Origin of the sequence: Synechococcus sp. 60AY4M2 (assembly GCF_002760375.1) — a bacterium.
Classification (GTDB): Bacteria; Cyanobacteriota; Cyanobacteriia; order Thermostichales; family Thermostichaceae; genus Thermostichus.
In genome coordinates this window covers 1,140,498-1,155,511 of sequence record NZ_AUMZ01000001.1, presented here as the reverse complement: position 1 = coordinate 1,155,511, position 15,014 = coordinate 1,140,498, and the positions used below count along the sequence as shown (strand labels likewise).

Annotated in this window: 15 protein-coding genes; 6 read left to right on the top strand and 9 right to left on the bottom strand. The window is 61.7% G+C overall.

All coding sequences use genetic code 11. The features are described 5' to 3' along the window. Positions 1–72: 72 nt before the first annotated feature. The 5 genes from SYN60AY4M2_RS05055 to ebsA form a co-directional block, all read right to left on the bottom strand. Entirely contained in the window at positions 73–2,157 is a 2,085-nt protein-coding gene (locus SYN60AY4M2_RS05055) for a DNA polymerase III subunit gamma/tau (RefSeq protein ID WP_099812422.1), read from the bottom strand. Positions 2,158–2,245: 88 nt separating this feature from the next. Then, complete coding sequence (locus SYN60AY4M2_RS05050) at positions 2,246–2,719, bottom strand: hypothetical protein (protein WP_187147164.1); 474 nt, start codon at positions 2,717–2,719, stop codon at positions 2,246–2,248. Between the two features lie 91 nt (positions 2,720–2,810). After that, positions 2,811–3,503, bottom strand: a complete 693-nt coding sequence (gene coaE / locus SYN60AY4M2_RS05045) for a dephospho-CoA kinase (protein WP_099812421.1) — start codon at positions 3,501–3,503, stop codon at positions 2,811–2,813. A 99-nt stretch (positions 3,504–3,602) separates the two neighbouring features. After that, positions 3,603–5,270: a citramalate synthase gene (gene cimA / locus SYN60AY4M2_RS05040; RefSeq protein WP_099812420.1), complete on the bottom strand. Its 1,668-nt coding sequence runs from the start codon at positions 5,268–5,270 to the stop codon at positions 3,603–3,605. Next, a complete protein-coding gene (ebsA, locus tag SYN60AY4M2_RS05035; protein ID WP_099812419.1) occupies positions 5,260–5,631 on the bottom strand; it encodes a type IV pilus biogenesis protein EbsA in 372 nt (123 codons plus the stop codon). The genes cimA and ebsA overlap by 11 nt, the downstream gene beginning before the upstream one ends. Positions 5,632–5,919: 288 nt before the next feature. Between ebsA and larE the strand changes: the two genes are divergently transcribed. The 3 genes from larE (at position 5,920) to SYN60AY4M2_RS05020 (ending at position 9,180) form a co-directional block, all read left to right on the top strand. Then, complete coding sequence (gene larE / locus SYN60AY4M2_RS05030) at positions 5,920–6,744, top strand: ATP-dependent sacrificial sulfur transferase LarE (protein WP_011429471.1); 825 nt, start codon at positions 5,920–5,922, stop codon at positions 6,742–6,744. Between the two features lie 47 nt (positions 6,745–6,791). Beyond that, positions 6,792–8,618, top strand: coding sequence for a DUF3769 domain-containing protein (locus SYN60AY4M2_RS05025; protein ID WP_011429472.1), 1,827 nt, complete (start codon positions 6,792–6,794; stop codon positions 8,616–8,618). A gap of 280 nt (positions 8,619–8,898) precedes the next feature. Then, complete coding sequence (locus SYN60AY4M2_RS05020; protein ID WP_011429473.1) at positions 8,899–9,180, top strand: DUF1830 domain-containing protein; 282 nt, start codon at positions 8,899–8,901, stop codon at positions 9,178–9,180. A 24-nt stretch (positions 9,181–9,204) separates the two neighbouring features. Here the strand turns inward: SYN60AY4M2_RS05020 and SYN60AY4M2_RS05015 are convergent, their stop codons facing one another. Genes SYN60AY4M2_RS05015 through SYN60AY4M2_RS05005 form a run of 3 tightly spaced genes read right to left on the bottom strand, consistent with a single transcriptional unit; the run spans position 9,205 to position 10,920 of the window. Next, the gene (locus SYN60AY4M2_RS05015) at positions 9,205–9,579 is read right to left on the bottom strand and encodes a hypothetical protein (protein WP_011429474.1); all 375 of its coding nucleotides are present in this window, start codon (positions 9,577–9,579) and stop codon (positions 9,205–9,207) included. Positions 9,580–9,610: 31 nt separating this feature from the next. Then, complete coding sequence (locus SYN60AY4M2_RS05010) at positions 9,611–10,336, bottom strand: hypothetical protein (RefSeq protein WP_041438088.1); 726 nt, start codon at positions 10,334–10,336, stop codon at positions 9,611–9,613. A gap of 41 nt (positions 10,337–10,377) precedes the next feature. Next, complete coding sequence (locus SYN60AY4M2_RS05005) at positions 10,378–10,920, bottom strand: DUF3110 domain-containing protein (protein ID WP_011429476.1); 543 nt, start codon at positions 10,918–10,920, stop codon at positions 10,378–10,380. Between the two features lie 481 nt (positions 10,921–11,401). On the opposite strand from SYN60AY4M2_RS05005, the gene speD reads away from it, so the two are divergent. The 3 genes from speD (at position 11,402) to SYN60AY4M2_RS04990 (ending at position 14,078) form a co-directional block, all read left to right on the top strand. Beyond that, the gene (gene speD / locus SYN60AY4M2_RS05000; protein ID WP_099812417.1) at positions 11,402–11,860 is read left to right on the top strand and encodes an adenosylmethionine decarboxylase; all 459 of its coding nucleotides are present in this window, start codon (positions 11,402–11,404) and stop codon (positions 11,858–11,860) included. Positions 11,861–11,888: 28 nt separating this feature from the next. Further along, a complete protein-coding gene (locus SYN60AY4M2_RS04995) occupies positions 11,889–12,827 on the top strand; it encodes a polyamine aminopropyltransferase (protein WP_011429478.1) in 939 nt (312 codons plus the stop codon). 99 nt (positions 12,828–12,926) lie between these two features. After that, positions 12,927–14,078, top strand: coding sequence for an NAD-dependent epimerase/dehydratase family protein (locus SYN60AY4M2_RS04990; RefSeq protein WP_011429479.1), 1,152 nt, complete (start codon positions 12,927–12,929; stop codon positions 14,076–14,078). Here the strand turns inward: SYN60AY4M2_RS04990 and SYN60AY4M2_RS04985 are convergent. Continuing rightward, positions 14,075–14,986 (bottom strand): histone deacetylase, encoded by a 912-nt coding sequence (locus tag SYN60AY4M2_RS04985; RefSeq protein WP_099812416.1) that lies wholly within the window; start codon positions 14,984–14,986, stop codon positions 14,075–14,077. The two genes, SYN60AY4M2_RS04990 and SYN60AY4M2_RS04985, sit on opposite strands and share 4 nt — an antisense overlap. Between the last annotated feature and the right edge of the window lie 28 nt (positions 14,987–15,014).

Here is a 15,014-nt window from a genome sequence, read left to right as displayed (position 1 = left end):
TAAACAGAAAGATCAACTGGTAGTAATCCGTACTGAACATATTATACATTATTTTCAGTATAGTTGAGCTTATTATTGACTAGAGTCATGCTCCTCCTCTGCGGGGGCTAGGGGGGACTGGGTTGCCGGCGGGCCGTAGGCTTCACCCAGATCCGGGGATCCCTCTGCTTCCAGGCTCTCGAGAGCGGACAGTTCTGCCGTTGCCTCCTCGGGCGAGGCCAGGATCCCTTGCAAATCTATCAGGCTGCCGTTGAAATGGTCGGCAAAGCGGCGGGCCACCTCCGCCAGCTCGTGGGCAAGGTGGTAGGAGGGAGGCTTTGCCGCTTGCGCTGGCGGGATGGAGTTCTCGCCAGGGGTCTCTGGCTCAGCAGGAGGAGGTTGCCCGACTCTACCGTAGCTTTGGGATCCCGCCTTGGGAGATGGCGATAAGTCTTTGGGGAGGTTGTCGCCCCTGGGGGTTCGGCTCTGCAACTTTGCAGGGGCGAGGGGTGGAGCCTTTTCGCGACCTGAGGTTTCGCCAGCACTCCCCTCACGATGGCGGGACGAAGGTCCCTGCTGCACCACCAAATTTAGCCGCACCGGGCGCTGCAGCAGGTTGTGGAGCGCAGAGCAGAGCTCGGCTTCTTTGCTGCGCACCTTGTCCACTAAGCCCTTATTGGGAAAAGCAAGGGTAATCTCTAAGGTCTCCGTCCCGTCAGAGCCAACGAGAGACTCCTGCTGCAAATAGCCGGATGCCAATAGGCCTCTGGTGATGGGGCGAAGGTTTTCAAGAAACTCCTCCCACCGGGGCCGCAGCAGCTTGAGGGGATGCGGATCTTTCGCTTTTTCCGGGCTGGCCGGCTTCTCCCGACTTGGCTTTGCCGTTTGCGACGGCGGGAGGGATCCCCCTGTTGCAGCAGGGGAAGGGGCTGGGGTCTCTGGAAGGGTTGTCGTAGGAGCTGTCAGCTCCTCGCTGGCTGGGACGGTGGGGCTAGGGGTCTTTCCGACCGTTGGCGGGCCGACGGCTGGGAGCGGCTCTCCGCCTTTGGCCTCTATTGACGGCAGCGGGACGGCACTCTGGCGAAGCTGGCCCAGCAGATCCAGCAGGGCGATCTCCAACCAAAGCTGGGGTTGCCCGCTCTGGCGAATTTGCGGCTCGCACTGGCGCAGGTGGCTCTGGGCCGCCAGCAGCATCTCCACCGAGTAGCGAGGAGCCCGCTGCTGCAGAGCTGCCCAGGTGGGATCCGTTACGGCCGCCAACTGCCGCTGTTGGGGGGCCGTCTTGGCCAGCAGCAGATCCCGGTAAAAAACCACCAGGCTCTGCAGCACCACCAGGGGCTCTCTGCCCCGCTCCAGCAATTGTCGCGTCTGGGCCAGCACCGCCTGCACATCCTGAGCCAGCAACGCATCGGTCAAATCCAAAAGCTGCCGCTCCGGGATCCCGCCCACCAAGTCCCATACGGCTTCTGGGGTGATGGATCCCTCCAGCAAGCTGAGCTGATCCAACAGGCGCTCGGCGTCCCGCAGCCCGCCCTGGGCCAGTTGGGCCACCAGGTGCAAGGCTTCTGGTGCAATGGGGATCCCTTCCTGGGCGGCGATCTGGCCCAGGTGGGCCACCATGTCGTCGAGGGGGATGCGGCGGAAGTCAAACCGCTGACAGCGGGAAACGATGGTGGGCAGAACCCGCTGGGGGTCGGTGGTGGCCAGCACAAACACCACGCGAGGAGGCGGCTCTTCCAGCGTCTTCAGCAACGCGTTGAAGGCGGCATTGCTGAGCATGTGGCACTCGTCGATGACATAGACCTTGTAGCGGCTATTTACCGGCGCAAATTGGGCCCGCTCGATCAGCTCGCGGATGTTGTCCACGCCGGTGTTGCTGGCCGCGTCGATCTCAATCACGTCCAAAGAAGAGCCGGCGGTGATGGCGCGGCACTGGCTGCATACCTGACAGGGATCCGGCGTTGGCCCCTGCTCGCAATTTAAAGACTTGGCCAAGATGCGGGCGCTGGAGGTTTTTCCGGTGCCCCGCGGCCCACAGAACAAGTAGGCCGGCGCCACCCGCCCCAGCCGGATGGCATTGGCCAAAGTCTGCACGACTGCCCCTTGGCCCACCACCTCGGCAAAGCGCTGCGGGCGGTATTTCAAATGAAGGGGTTCGTACTTGCCAGCAACGGCCATTTTTTCGAGCTCTCCAGTCGCCTTGCAAGCGCGCCCCCGCCGAAACCGCTCTTGCTGGGCAATGCTGAGGCATCCCAGGGGGGCTCCCCTATTCTGGCTTCTCCCTTTGTCCCTCAAGAGCGATACTGGGCCTGGGAGGAGATGTCGCTCCCTGGGCGGGCAGAGCTTTGGGATCCCGGCGGCGCAGCGGAGGGATCTGCGGCAATTGCACCTTCCAGCCGGGGGCATCCAGTTGATCCACGTGCTGCAGCCGGTAGCTGAGCTGGTACAGTTCCCTCTTGAGCCGGCGATTTTCTGCCTGCATGGCGGCGATGCGCTCGCGGATGGGCTGCAGGCGGGCCTGAAGTTTGCGCCGGTAGAGCTCCGGCAGCTCCTGGAGCATCTGCTCCAACACCTGCTTTTCTTGGTAGAGCTGCTCGATCTCGGCCTCGTAGCTGCGAATTTGCCGCTGTTGCTTTTCTTGGCGCAGCTCCAACAGGTCGATCTGGCTCTGCAGCAGGCGGTTGCGCTCCCGCAAAAGCTGGATCTCCCGCTCCCGCGCCGCCAGCGCTGAGGTCCACAAAGACTCTCTCCCGCTGCCACAAAGTGCTTCCTGCATCGCCTCTTTCTCGATCCATCCAGACATAGCTGCAAAGAAAGGGATCCCTCCCCCGTCACTCTATCCGGCTCGGCGGGGTGGGGCAAATGGCCCCTCCTTCTCTGGGGTGAGCCCCCAGGGCTTGCCTAACCTGGGCTTCCAGCTGCGCCAGGGATCCGGAATTGTCCAGCACTACATGGGCGCGACGGGCCTTTTCTTCTAGGGGCCACTGGCTGGCCAGGCGCGCCTCGATTTCTGCCGCCGTCAGCAGATCCCGCTGCGCCAGCCGCTGCCGCTGCTGCTCCGGGGTACAGGTCACCACCCAGATCTCGCTGGCCCAGTTTTCCATGTGGGCCTCAAACAGGAGCGGGATCATCAGGCAAACGGTGGGATGGCCTTCCCCGTGAGGACATTGGCAACTGGGTCGAGCCTCAGTCGCTTCCTCAGGCGGCGCAGATGCCCCGTGGGCCTCGAGAAACTCCCGCAGCCGCGCTTTGACAAAAGGATGGATCTGGGCTTCCAGCCAGGCCCGCTCGGCGGCATCGGCAAAGACAATCCGCCCCAACTGGCGGCGATCCAGCGCTCCAGAGGGATCCTGGATGGCCCGGCCGTAGCGCTGCAGCACCCGCTCGCGGATGGGGGATCCCACCGCTAGGGCTTGCCGCGCCATCTGATCTGCATCGGCCACCGGGATCCCGTGCCGTTCCAAGAGGCGGGCCACCGTGGATTTGCCTGTGGCTATGCCGCCCGTCAGGCCGATGATTCTCATGGGAGCTGGGTGATTTCAAATGAGTTGGAGACAGGCCCAAGCGCTCCGCGCCGGCCCTCACCCCCAGCCCCTCTCCCAGAGGGAGAGGGGAGATCCCCTTCAAGGCGAGGCCCTTTGGGCAGAGGGTGGGGAAAGGCAAGGTTCTGTTAAGAGACTATACTCAAAGCCTTCCACCAAGGCCCGGCAGGAGGCTTCGATGATGTTGGTGGAAACTCCCACCGTGGTCCAACGGCGGTGGCCGTCGCTAAACTCCACCAGCACCCGCGTCTTGGCCGAGGTGCCGGCCCGCCCGTCCAAGATGCGCACCTTGTAGTCGGCCAGGTGAATGGCCTCCAGTTGCGGGTAAAACTCCAGCAAGGCTTTGCGCAGCGCCCCATCCAAAGCCGCCACCGGCCCATTGCCTTCCGCTGCCGTCACCCGCGTCTGCCCCCGCACCGCAATCTTCACCGCCGCCAAGGACTGCACCTCCGTTGCCTCGCCGCTGGGATCCCAGTCTTTGCTGCTCCAGTCGGAGCGGGTGGTGGCGCTGACATGGAAGCTGAGCACCTCAAACGGATGCGAGCGCTGCCCCAACAGCTCCCGCACCAAGAGCTCAAAGCTGGCCTCAGCGGCCTCAAACTGGTAGCCCTGCAGCTCCAAGGTCTTCAGCCGCTCTAGGATCAAGCGGGCCTGGGGATCCGACTTGTCCAGCCGGATCCCGAACTCGGCCACCTTGCTGAGGATATTGCTCAACCCCGCCTGATCCGAAACGACGATGCGCCGGCAGTTGCCCACCTGCTCCGGAGCAATGTGCTCGTAGGTAAGAGGGTTTTTCTGAACAGCGCTGACATGGATCCCACCCTTGTGGGCAAAGGCGGATCGGCCCACGAAAGGAGCATGGTCGTCCGGGGCCAGGTTGACCACCTCACTGATGGCGCGGGAGATCTCTGTTAGGTGTTGCAGCTTTCCCTCGGGCAGACAGCGGTAGCCTAGCTTGAGTTGTAAGTTGGGGATAACGCTGCACAGGTCGGCATTGCCACAGCGCTCCCCGTAGCCGTTGATGGTGCCCTGCACCATGCGCGCCCCCGACTGTACTGCCGCCAGGGCATTGGCCACAGCAGTGCCAGAGTCGTTGTGGGTGTGGATCCCCAAGGGCAAATGCCCCAGGTGATGGGATTCGGCCAAGACGGCTGCCGTGATGGCGGCGATCTCGTGGGGCAGGGATCCGCCGTTGGTATCGCAGAGAACCAGCCACTCCGCCCCTGCCTCGGCAGCCGCCACGAGGGTTTGCAGGGCGTAGTCGGGGTTGTGGCGGTAGGCGTCGAACCAGTGCTCGGCATCGTAGATCACCCGCCGCCCTTGGGAGCGCAAATAGGCGATGGTGTCGCGGATCATGGCCAGGTTTTCCTGCAGCGTGGTGCCCAGCCCCTCCGTAACATGCAGATCCCAAGACTTGCCAAAAACCGTCACGTAGCGGGTTCCCGCCGCCAAGATGGCCTGCAGCAGGGGGTCATCGGCTGCCCGCCGCCCCGGCTTGCGGGTGGAGCAAAAGGCCACCAGCTCCGCCTGCTCCAGCGGCTCTTCCCGCAGTTGCCAGAAAAATTGTCCATCTTTGGGATTGGCCCCCGGCCAGCCCCCCTCAATAAAGGGGATCCCCAGCCGATCCAGCAGCTTGGCAATCTGCACCTTATCTGGCACCGACAGCGACAGCCCCTCCCGCTGCGCCCCATCCCGCAGCGTGGTGTCGTAGAGGGTGATGGCGACCGGAGAATCTGCTTCAGTCTTCATACCGCATCAACTTTTTGTAAAAGGCGGTGGTGAAATCCGGCGGCTGCCCCCGCTGCACCAGCGCTACCACGTCGATGAGGTAGTCCACAAACTCGTAGTTGGCGATGGAGAGCTGGTAAGTGAGCTCGGCATCCTGATCGAAGACCACCTGCACCACGGTCAGATCTGCGGGCAACAGCGACGTGTGCCAACTGGCCAGGAAACGCACGGGCTTGTCTCCCTCGATGGCCCTCTGTCCTTCCAGGCTGCCTTTTTTGTAAAGGCCCACGGCCAGGGGCAGGTACTGCCGGCGGGCAACCGCGTAATAGGGCTGATAGAGGGACACTTCCGACGGGCCGGCGGGTTCGAGCTGCAGAGCCATGGCGTGTCAAGGGAAGAAAACGGTTAAGGACGGCAACAACCCCAACTGCAATCCAGCCTACCGCCTCGACGACTTGCTGGTCTAAGGGTTAGGGGCTCTAGGAGGGATCCGGCACCTTCTTTGGGAGAAAAGCGTTGGAAAGTCGAGAAGCTCTGCGGAAGAATAGGAGAAGTAAAGAGGGGATCCCCCCAAGCGACTCCCTCTTCGGCATGTCCTGGACCCATGGACACCAACCAAGACAGGAACATCCCTTCCCCCGCCCCAGCTCTGGCGACGGAGTGGGATCCCGTGCTGCAGCAAAAGTTTGAGCAGCTTGCCCAGATCTTGGCCAAGATGGGGCGGGTCTTGGTGGCCTACTCAGGCGGGGTGGATAGCAGCCTGGTGGCCAAGCTGGCCTGGGATCAGTTGGGGGAGGGGGCCCTGGCCGTCACTGCCGCCTCCCCTGCCCTTTTGCCCGAAGATCTGGAGGAGGCCATCTGGCAAGCCCAATCCATCGGCATCCGCCACCAGATCGTCGAGACCCAGGAGCTGCAGGATCCCCGCTACGCCGCCAACCCCGCTAACCGCTGCTACTTCTGCAAAAGCCACTTGCATGACCTGCTGTGCCGGCTGGCGCAAGCCCAAGGATACGACTACGTGGTGGATGGCCTCAACGCCGACGATCTGGCCGACTACCGGCCGGGAGTGCAGGCAGCTCGAGAGCGGGGCGTGCGTTCCCCCCTGGCGGAGGTGGGGATGAGCAAGCTGGAGGTGCGGCAACTGTCTCGCCATCTGGGCCTGCCCTGGTGGGATAAGCCGGCTCAGCCCTGCCTCAGCTCCCGCTTTCCCTATGGCGAGGCCATCACTGCCGAGAAGCTGCGCCGAGTGGGGGCGGCAGAGCGCTATTTGCGCAGCTTGGGCTGGCACCAGGTGCGGGTGCGCTCCGAGAAAGATACTGCTCGCATCGAACTGCCCCCTCACCAGATCCGAGAGTTTGTGCAAAAAACCGATCTGGAAGCGCTGGTCAGGGCTCTGCAATCCTTCGGCTACCTCTACGTCAGTCTCGATTTGGAGGGCTACCGCAGCGGCAAGCTCAACCGCGCCCTCAACCCGCCCCCGCCGACAACGGGCTGAGCCAGCCCGGGGGCTTGGGCTGAAGTTTTGCGCAGGTTTGGGGGAGTATGAAAGGGTTTTGGTGGCTCTGGCTTTGCTTGGGGGTGTTTGGCCTGGCAACGGCTGCTCCTGCCTCAGCCCAGAAAGACCAGGTGGCAGCCGCTCAGCCTGGGGATACGAGTGCCCCCGATACCCTTGCGGATCGCACGTTACGGCTGCGCTCCGACCGCCAAACCTTCGACCAACGGGCGCAGGTTTTCCAGGCGGAAGGAAATGTGGAGATGCGGCTGGGCCGCTCTGTGCTGCGGGCAGACCGCCTGCGCATCGAGCTGCAACAGCGGCGAGCCGTGGCCGAGGGCAATGTCTCGGTGGAGCTGCATCGGCAGCGCATCCAGGGATCCCGCCTGGAATACGACTTTGAGCGGGAGCAGGGAGTTTTGGAAGAGGCCTTCGGGCAGGTGGATATCGGCCAGTTGCAGGCCGCCGGATCCCCGGCAGCGGCCCTCTCGCCGCAGCGGCTGGTGCGCTTTCGCGCCGTTCGCATCCGCTTCGCTGCCAACAACTGGGAAGGAGAGCAAGTGCAGTTGACCAACGACCCGCTAGATCCGCCAGAGCTGGAGATCCGCAGCCCGCGAGTGACCTCCGCCCTGCAGCCGGATGGTTCCAGCCTGCTGATGGCCGAGGCGGGGCAACTGGTTTTCGACCAGGTCTTTTTTTTGCCCCTGCCCATTCGGCTGCGTCTTGACTCCTTCAACCGTCAGCCTCCGGTCAGCCTTTTTTACGATGACTTCGACCGGGAAGAACTGCGGCGCGGCCTGATCCTGCAAGCCAACATCGAGCTGCTGCAGGATCCCAACCTCAGCTTGGTGCTCTCCCCCCAACTGTATCCGCAGCGCCTCTGGGGGAGCCTCCAAGGGATCCGCGATGGGGTTGGGCTGCGGACGGATTTTCGTTGGCGGCAACCGGAAGCCAATGCCCAAACCTCGCTGTTTGCCGAGCTGCGCGGGATCGTCTTCGAGGAATTTGCTCGGCGCTTGCGGGCGCAGGTCGAACACCGCGTTACCACCGGCGACGGCGGCCAAGTCACCTACACCTATGCTTATCGGGAGCGTTTTTTCAGCGGGCGGCTGGGGTTTCAGATCGTGGAAAATCGCTTCGGTGTCAGCTACAACTCGCCCACCCTCCTTCTCGGCGACACCGGCTTGAATTTCAGCTACCGCATAGCCGCCGACTCCATCGACGCCCTAGGACAACTCGGCGACATCGACACCGATCCCGATCTAGCCCTGGCCAAGACCACCGACCGCATCCAGCTCACCCGACTGCAACTGGGGGCAACCGTGAGCCGCTCCTTTCCCATTTGGCGGCCCCCCAAGACGGCAGCAGATCCCCCACCCCGCTTTTCCGCTTTGCCCATCGAACAGGGAATCTGGCTCAACACCGGCCTCAGCAGCAGCCAGTCGTTCTACTCCAATGGCCGTGCCCAAAGCTATACTGCCGGCAGCATTGGCCTCGACGCGGTAATCGGGGCTTTCGTGGCCGATACCTTCGACTACACCAACCTGAGGGTGACCTACTCCAATGGCTTTTTGGCGGGGGCCTCGCCGTTTTTGTTCGACCGCATCACCACGCGGGAGCAGCTTGTTCTGGGCTTTTTACAGCAACTGTACGGCCCGCTGCGGGTGGGGGCCGAAACCACACTGGATCTCCAATCCGGCCAGCAGGTGGATACCACCTATCGCCTGGGTTACGACCGCCGCACCTATGGATTTAGCTTGCAATACAATCCGGTGCGTCAGTCGGGGGCGCTGGAGCTGCGGGTGGAGGGCCTGAACTGGGATCCCCGCCAGTCCTCGCCGAAGCCGACGACCGGAGCGAGCCTCCACGAGCCGTGATCCCCAAACTCCCAAGGGGACTCAAAATGTAATCTTAACTACTGCTCTGCGGAGATTCTCTGTGAGAAATTGCCTCGCCGCAGGCAGAAATTTCAATCCAAATCCCTCCTGATTTGAAGGGCCATTCTGAAAAATCAAAACGGTAAGATAAAATACAGAAATTACTTTTCCAGGATTCATTTTTGCTGGTTGGGATCGCCGTATCAAAGGCTACTGCAGCGATCCCCAGGCGGTGTTAGGGTAGATAATAGGCTGAGCAGAGTGGGCTGGTGATCTAATTATGCAAACACTTGATGCGATCCCCGACAAAAAACGAGTAGAGCGAATAACCTGTAGCTACATCAACGCGACCAGCTCCGTTCAGGTGGTTCGCATCACAAATATCGAGAACTGGTACTTTGAGCGGGTGGTCTTCCCAGGGCAGCGGCTGCTGTTTGAGGCAGTGCTGGGAGCCAAACTGGAGATCCACACGGGCATGATGGCCAGCTCCATCCTGACGGATATCATCCCTTGCGAAAAGCTGCGCGTGCGAGAGACGGAGCCGGTGACGGTGGGCGCCTAGATGCCCCGAGGCCAGCGGTGTGGACTAGGTCTCGCGACCTTGCTCCTTTCTCTCCTCTCTTTCCGGGCTAGGGGAAGGTTGGGGTGAGGGGCGAGGCTTGGGCGGCAGTGGGATCTCAAGGAAACGGGCGCTCAACCGCACCGGGCTGATCTCGCGCCGTTGCGGCGGCCACGGGATCCCCAGCCAACGGGCCGTGAGCTCCAGCAGGCTGGGGGGCGGTGTGGGAGTAGGGGTGGGCGTTGGTGGTGGGGTGGGGTACAGATCCAAGCGCGGCGGACGGGGGGTGCTGACCCGAAAAGCATCGGGGGGAGGTTGGGTCAGCGGCACATTGGGATCCCCGCACCCCAGCAGGCCCAGCCCCAGCAGGATGTACAGCGTTGCGGTGCCTCTGCTTCTCATGAACAAGCTGCCGAGCATCGACACCAGACTATCACCGGGATCCCAGGGCTCTGAGCTGGGTTTGCAGATCTGCTTCCAGGGCAGATAGCTCGCGAGCTATGGCTGCGTAGCGGTTGGCAGTCAAGTTTTTGGCGATAAATTGCTCCAGCAGTTGCTGATCCCGGGCAACCATCTGGTTAAAGTACTGCTCTACGGGAACCCGTGGGTCTTCGATCAAGGCTCTGCACATCTGCAAAGCCGTGATCAACTGGGCCCGCACCTGCAAAAAGAGCGACTGGATATACCGCTGCTCGGCCTCGCTCAGTTGGCGAAAATCTCGCCAATACTGGCCCCCCTCCAGCGATTGTTGGAGCTCTTGCACCCAGCGGTTGTACTCTTTTACCTTGCGGGCGAGATCGCTGGCAAACTCCATGATCTTGGGAGGGCTATTTAGGAGGTGGGCCTCCTGCCAGCGCTGGCGAATGCGGCGCAGGCTCTGCTGCAGCTCCAAGCTGGCCCAGAGGAGGCCCAGCAAAACCACCGCCAGCAACACGACGGCCACTGTATACAGTAGCCAATAGCCGGGATCCCGCATCCCCAAAAAGATCACCAGGGCAACCACCAACAGGCAGAGGGCCAGCATAACCCAGAAGCGCAGTTGTTGTTGTTGCAGACGCAGGTACCCTTCCCTCAGGCCAAATGCTTCACAGCAAGCCTCCAGATCCGCATCCATGATCTGGCGAAACTCCTCTAGAGAGATTGGTTCGGCAGTGATCATCGAAGACCCTCGCAACGCAATCTGGGTTGAAGTCCAGGCCGTTAGGATTTGCCCTGCCAATTCCGCGCGGCTTCCGTACTCTCCTCCAGCGGCTCCAGCACCTCGCTGGCTGGAACCACCATCAACCCATAGCCCCCTTCGCGACAAAAATCGACGATCTCCTGAGTATCAAAGCGCTCGGCCAGCGGCTTGGGCAGCCCCTGCTGGGCCAGCCTTTGGGCATATTTTTTCGCCCCAAAGGCGCTCTCAAACGCAATGACAATGTCCTGCCCCCCGATCTGGCGTGTGCAGATCCCCTCTTGGCCATTGGCTTGGTAAAGCAGCACGATGACCTGGGAAGGCAAGTCTTCCGGGCTAGCCCAAGCCAACTCCTTCTCAGCCTGGGATCCGCCGCCGAGCAACACATCCCGCGCCTCGTTGAGCCGTGCCAGTTGCGCCTCCAGCAAGGGCCTTTGCCGTTCGTCCTCCAGCTCCAAGAGGGCGGCACTGAGGGTTTGATATTCTCGAAACCACTTCCTCCGGATCTCCCGTTCGCTGGCATCCGGCGGCAGGTTGAGAACTTGGAGGGCCTCGGCGGTGTCCATCGACAGCCTCTGCTCGGATTGAGAGGAACGTCACTGTCCACAGTCTAGACTAACCGCTCTGGGAGCTTTGAGAGGGGGACTCTTCCAGGGATCCCCGCTCCTTGGCGCTGTCAGCCGGTCGTTGGGTAGGAAGCCGAACTGCTGAGCAATTCCCCTTGCACCACGTTCGAGATGCCGCCAGCGGGGTGGGCAGATATCGGGCTTGGCCAACTGGATAGGCAAATCGGGCAGAGCAGCAAAGGATGGTGTGGCACAGCAAGTGGGGGTTGCCTGCCAGCAGCTACTGCAAGTTGTGAAAGAATCGCCGCTCTCCCCCTGCGTGGGAGCAAGCCGGCAGGGCTGCGGACAACGTCAAGGTTAATTCTCAGTTAAGAAAAAAGCCGTTGCGGGGTGTAATCCCGCTGCATCTATGAGAAGATGGTAAAGCTGTGCTTTTTGTTCGCACGGCTTCGGTAGTCTATCTGGCCAATTAGGGGATAGTATGCTGCACACACTATCTGGCCAATTAGGGGATAGGTCTCTGGCTCTGATCGGGATCCACTGCATCCTAGAGCTTTACGACTGCCCGGCCAAACTTCTGGATGATGTTTCCCTGGTGCAACAGGCCTTGCGGGAGGCAGCAAGACGCTCCAACTCCACCCTCTTGGGCGAGCTTTGCCATCCGTTTGAGCCACAGGGGATCACGGCTCTGGCCCTTTTGGGAGAATCCCATATCTCCATTCACACTTGGCCCGAAGCGGGCTATGCAGCGGTGGATGTGTTCACCTGTGGTCGCCACACGCGGCCCGAAGCAGCCTGTGAATACTTGATCCAGGTGTTTCAAGCGCGGCGGTATTCGCTGCGCAAGCTACCTCGCCGAACCACGGATGCGGCACCCATTGAAGAGATGGCGGATTTTCCCGAAGCGCTAAGCTGTGAAACGGCCGGACGAAGGCGCTGAGATCCCGCCACTTTTTGTCAGGTGTCCTATGAACACCCCAAAGAGCTTCTTCTGGGCGCAGGAGTACTTCACCCCCTGGGACTACACTGCCCGTGCCATCACGCGCATTCTGGCCTACCGAAAAACCCGTTTTCAGGAGATGCTGATCGCCGAGACGGGAGCCTATGGCAAGGGCCTGATGCTGGATGGCCACTGGCAGTCCACCACGGCGGACGAATTCCTGTACCACGAGGCTCTGGTTCATCCGGCCCTGGTGCAGGTCGTCCAGGCGGGTGGGATCCCGCGGCGAGTGTTGATATTGGGTGGTGCGGAAGGGGCGACGCTGCGGGAGGTGCTGCGCTGGCGCTCGGTGGAGCAAGTGGTGATGGTGGATATCGACGGGGAGGTGGTGGAAGCCTGTCGAGAGCATCTGCCGGAAATGCACCAAGGATCCTTTGCGGATCCGCGGGCAGAGGTGGTGATCGCCGACGCCTTGGACTTTCTTGGCCAGACGGAGCCGATCTGGGACGCGATCCTTTCCGATCTGTCGGATCCCGTTGAGGCCGGCCCGGCCTACCGCCTCTTTACCCAGGAGTTTTTCCGCCAGGTTCGCTCCAAGTTGCAGACCGCTGGGGCTTTTGTCATCCAAGCTGGGCCGACGGGTCCAGTGGAGTTGTGGCAGCACACTCGCATCGTTCACACCTTGAAAACGGTGTTTGCTGCTGTGCAGCCCTACGCTATCTACGCCCCCACCTACGGCGGGCCGCTGGGGTTTGCCCTGGCAGCCCAGGATCCCATCTCTTCCAGGCCGGAGCCCGAACAGGTCGACCAGATCCTGGCCCAACACCTGGATCCCGACCGCGGAGCGCTGCGCTTCATCGATGGCATCACCCTCCTGGGACTCTACCAGGTTCCCGCCCACCTGCGCCGTGCCATTGCTGCTGAGACCACCGTCTACACCCTGGCCAACCCTCCTCAGGTCGAGTAATCTGGCGGCCCAATCCGCGATTAAAAGTGGGATCCCAGGGTATTTGTCTTCGGTGCCATAACTTGGTAGATTCGTGAGCAGCCGAATTTTGCTTCCCCGATGAAAGTCCTGGTTATTGGTGGTGACGGATACTGCGGCTGGGCAACGGCCCTACACCTGTCCAACAGGGGCTATGAGGTGGCCATTCTCGATTCCTACGTGCGCCGCCTCTGGGATCTGCAGCTAGGGGTTTCTACCCTGACGCCCATTGCCCAGCTCGAGCAGCGGGTGGATCGCTGGAAGGGGCTGACCGGCAAGGATATTCCCATTTTCGTTTGCGACGTCACCAACTACGAGGCCCTCATTTCTTGCATGCGTCGCTTTGAGCCGGAGGCCATCGTCCACTTTGGCGAGCAGCGCTCTGCTCCCTACTCGATGATTAGCCGCGAACATGCGGTGATGACCCAGGTCAACAACGTGGTGGGCACCCTGAACATCCTCTACGCCATCAAGGAGGAGTTTCCCGACTGCCACCTGGTGAAGCTGGGCACCATGGGCGAGTATGGCACCCCCAACATCGACATCGAGGAGGGGTACATCACCATCGAGCACAACGGCCGCAAGGATACCCTGCCCTATCCCAAACAGCCGGGTTCCATGTATCACCTCTCCAAGGTGCACGACAGCCACAACATCCACTTCGCCTGCCGCGTCTGGGGCCTGCGGGCTACCGACCTCAATCAAGGGGTGGTGTACGGCGTGTTAACAGAAGAAACCGGCATGGATGAGGTGCTGATCAACCGCCTCGACTACGATGGCGTGTTCGGCACGGCCCTGAACCGCTTTTGCGTTCAAGCCGCAGTGGGCCACCCCCTGACGGTGTACGGCAAGGGGGGCCAAACCCGTGGCTTCCTGGATATCCGCGATACGGTGCGCTGTGTGGAGCTGGCCATCGCCAATCCTCCTGAGCCAGGTCAGTTCCGGGTGATGAACCAGTTCACCGAGCAATTTAGCGTGGAGCAACTGGCGCTGATGGTGCAAAAGGCCGGAGCCGCCATGGGCCTGAAGGTGGAAATCAACTACTTGGAAAACCCCCGTGTCGAGCTGGAGGAGCACTACTACAACGCCAAAAATACCAAGCTCCTAGACCTGGGCCTACAACCCCACTACCTATCTGACTCGCTTTTGGACTCGCTGCTCAACTTCGCCCTCAAGTACAAAGACCGCGTGGATGTGCGGCAGATCCTGCCCAAGGTGAAGTGGAAGGGCTAGCTCTCCAGGCAAGCTTGGGCCAGGCTCAGCCAGCCGCGGGCCAGATTCTCCAGGTCATAGCCCCCTTCTAACCCGAAGACGGTCTTGCGGGTCACCTCCTCCAGGCAGAGGTGGGCCATGCGGCCAAAGTCTTCCGGCTCCAGCAGCATACTGGCCAAGGGATCCCCTTTGGCACAGTCAAAGCCGGCGCTCACCAGCAGCAAATCCGGTTGGAAGGCCCGCAAAAACGGCAAGACCTTCTCATCGAGAGCTTTTTTGTAGACCGACCAGTCTGACCTGGCAGGCAGAGGCACGTTGCAGAGGTTGCCGTGGATCCCGGTTTCCTCGGCCAAGCCCGTGCCAGGGTAGAGGGGAAACTGATGGATAGAGGCATAGGCCAGTTGGGGGTGACGCTCCACCAACGCCTGCGTGCCGTTGCCGTGGTGCACATCCCAATCGAAAATGGCTACCCGCCTCACCCCCGGCTGATCCAGGGCCCAGAGGGCGGCAATGGCGGCGTTACTGAAGAGACAAAACCCCATTGCCCGTTCCGGCTCCGCGTGATGCCCCGGCGGGCGACACAGCACCAAAGCAGGCTGAGCCGCGGCCAAAGCCGAGGCCGAAGCAGCAATCCAGGCTCCAACTGCCTGCCGCGCCGCCTCAAAGCTCGCTGGGGAAACGGCGGTATCGGCATCGAGGCGACCCCCTCCTGCCGCAGCCAACTCGGCCACCCGTTGAATGTGCCAGCGCGGGTGTACCCGCTCCAGTTGTGCAAGATCGGCCAAGGGGGGATCCCGCCATTCCAGATGCTCGGCGAAAGAGGCACCGCGCAGCGCCTTGACAATGGCCTGCAGGCGAGCCGGACGCTCGGGGTGAAACGGCCCGGCGTCGTGGCGGAGAAAAGTCTCAGAATAGTAAACGGGCAACATACCAGGGCAAGGTAGCGTTCTTGCAGTC

What these genes read in the sequence shown, in the direction of transcription:
- SYN60AY4M2_RS05055 (WP_099812422.1), bottom strand. Translation starts at nt 2,157, where the DNA reads ATGGCCGTTGCTGGCAAGTACGAACCCCTTCATTTGAAATACCGCCCG.
- coaE (WP_099812421.1), bottom strand. Translation starts at nt 3,503, where the DNA reads ATGAGAATCATCGGCCTGACGGGCGGCATAGCCACAGGCAAATCCACG.
- cimA (WP_099812420.1), bottom strand. Translation starts at nt 5,270, where the DNA reads ATGAAGACTGAAGCAGATTCTCCGGTCGCCATCACCCTCTACGACACC.
- ebsA (WP_099812419.1), bottom strand. Translation starts at nt 5,631, where the DNA reads ATGGCTCTGCAGCTCGAACCCGCCGGCCCGTCGGAAGTGTCCCTCTAT.
- SYN60AY4M2_RS05025 (WP_011429472.1), top strand. Translation starts at nt 6,792, where the DNA reads ATGAAAGGGTTTTGGTGGCTCTGGCTTTGCTTGGGGGTGTTTGGCCTG.
- SYN60AY4M2_RS05020 (WP_011429473.1), top strand. Translation starts at nt 8,899, where the DNA reads ATGCAAACACTTGATGCGATCCCCGACAAAAAACGAGTAGAGCGAATA.
- SYN60AY4M2_RS05015 (WP_011429474.1), bottom strand. Translation starts at nt 9,579, where the DNA reads ATGAGAAGCAGAGGCACCGCAACGCTGTACATCCTGCTGGGGCTGGGC.
- SYN60AY4M2_RS05010 (WP_041438088.1), bottom strand. Translation starts at nt 10,336, where the DNA reads ATGATCACTGCCGAACCAATCTCTCTAGAGGAGTTTCGCCAGATCATG.
- SYN60AY4M2_RS05005 (WP_011429476.1), bottom strand. Translation starts at nt 10,920, where the DNA reads ATGGACACCGCCGAGGCCCTCCAAGTTCTCAACCTGCCGCCGGATGCC.
- speD (WP_099812417.1), top strand. Translation starts at nt 11,402, where the DNA reads ATGCTGCACACACTATCTGGCCAATTAGGGGATAGGTCTCTGGCTCTG.
- SYN60AY4M2_RS04995 (WP_011429478.1), top strand. Translation starts at nt 11,889, where the DNA reads ATGAACACCCCAAAGAGCTTCTTCTGGGCGCAGGAGTACTTCACCCCC.
- SYN60AY4M2_RS04990 (WP_011429479.1), top strand. Translation starts at nt 12,927, where the DNA reads ATGAAAGTCCTGGTTATTGGTGGTGACGGATACTGCGGCTGGGCAACG.
- SYN60AY4M2_RS04985 (WP_099812416.1), bottom strand. Translation starts at nt 14,986, where the DNA reads ATGTTGCCCGTTTACTATTCTGAGACTTTTCTCCGCCACGACGCCGGG.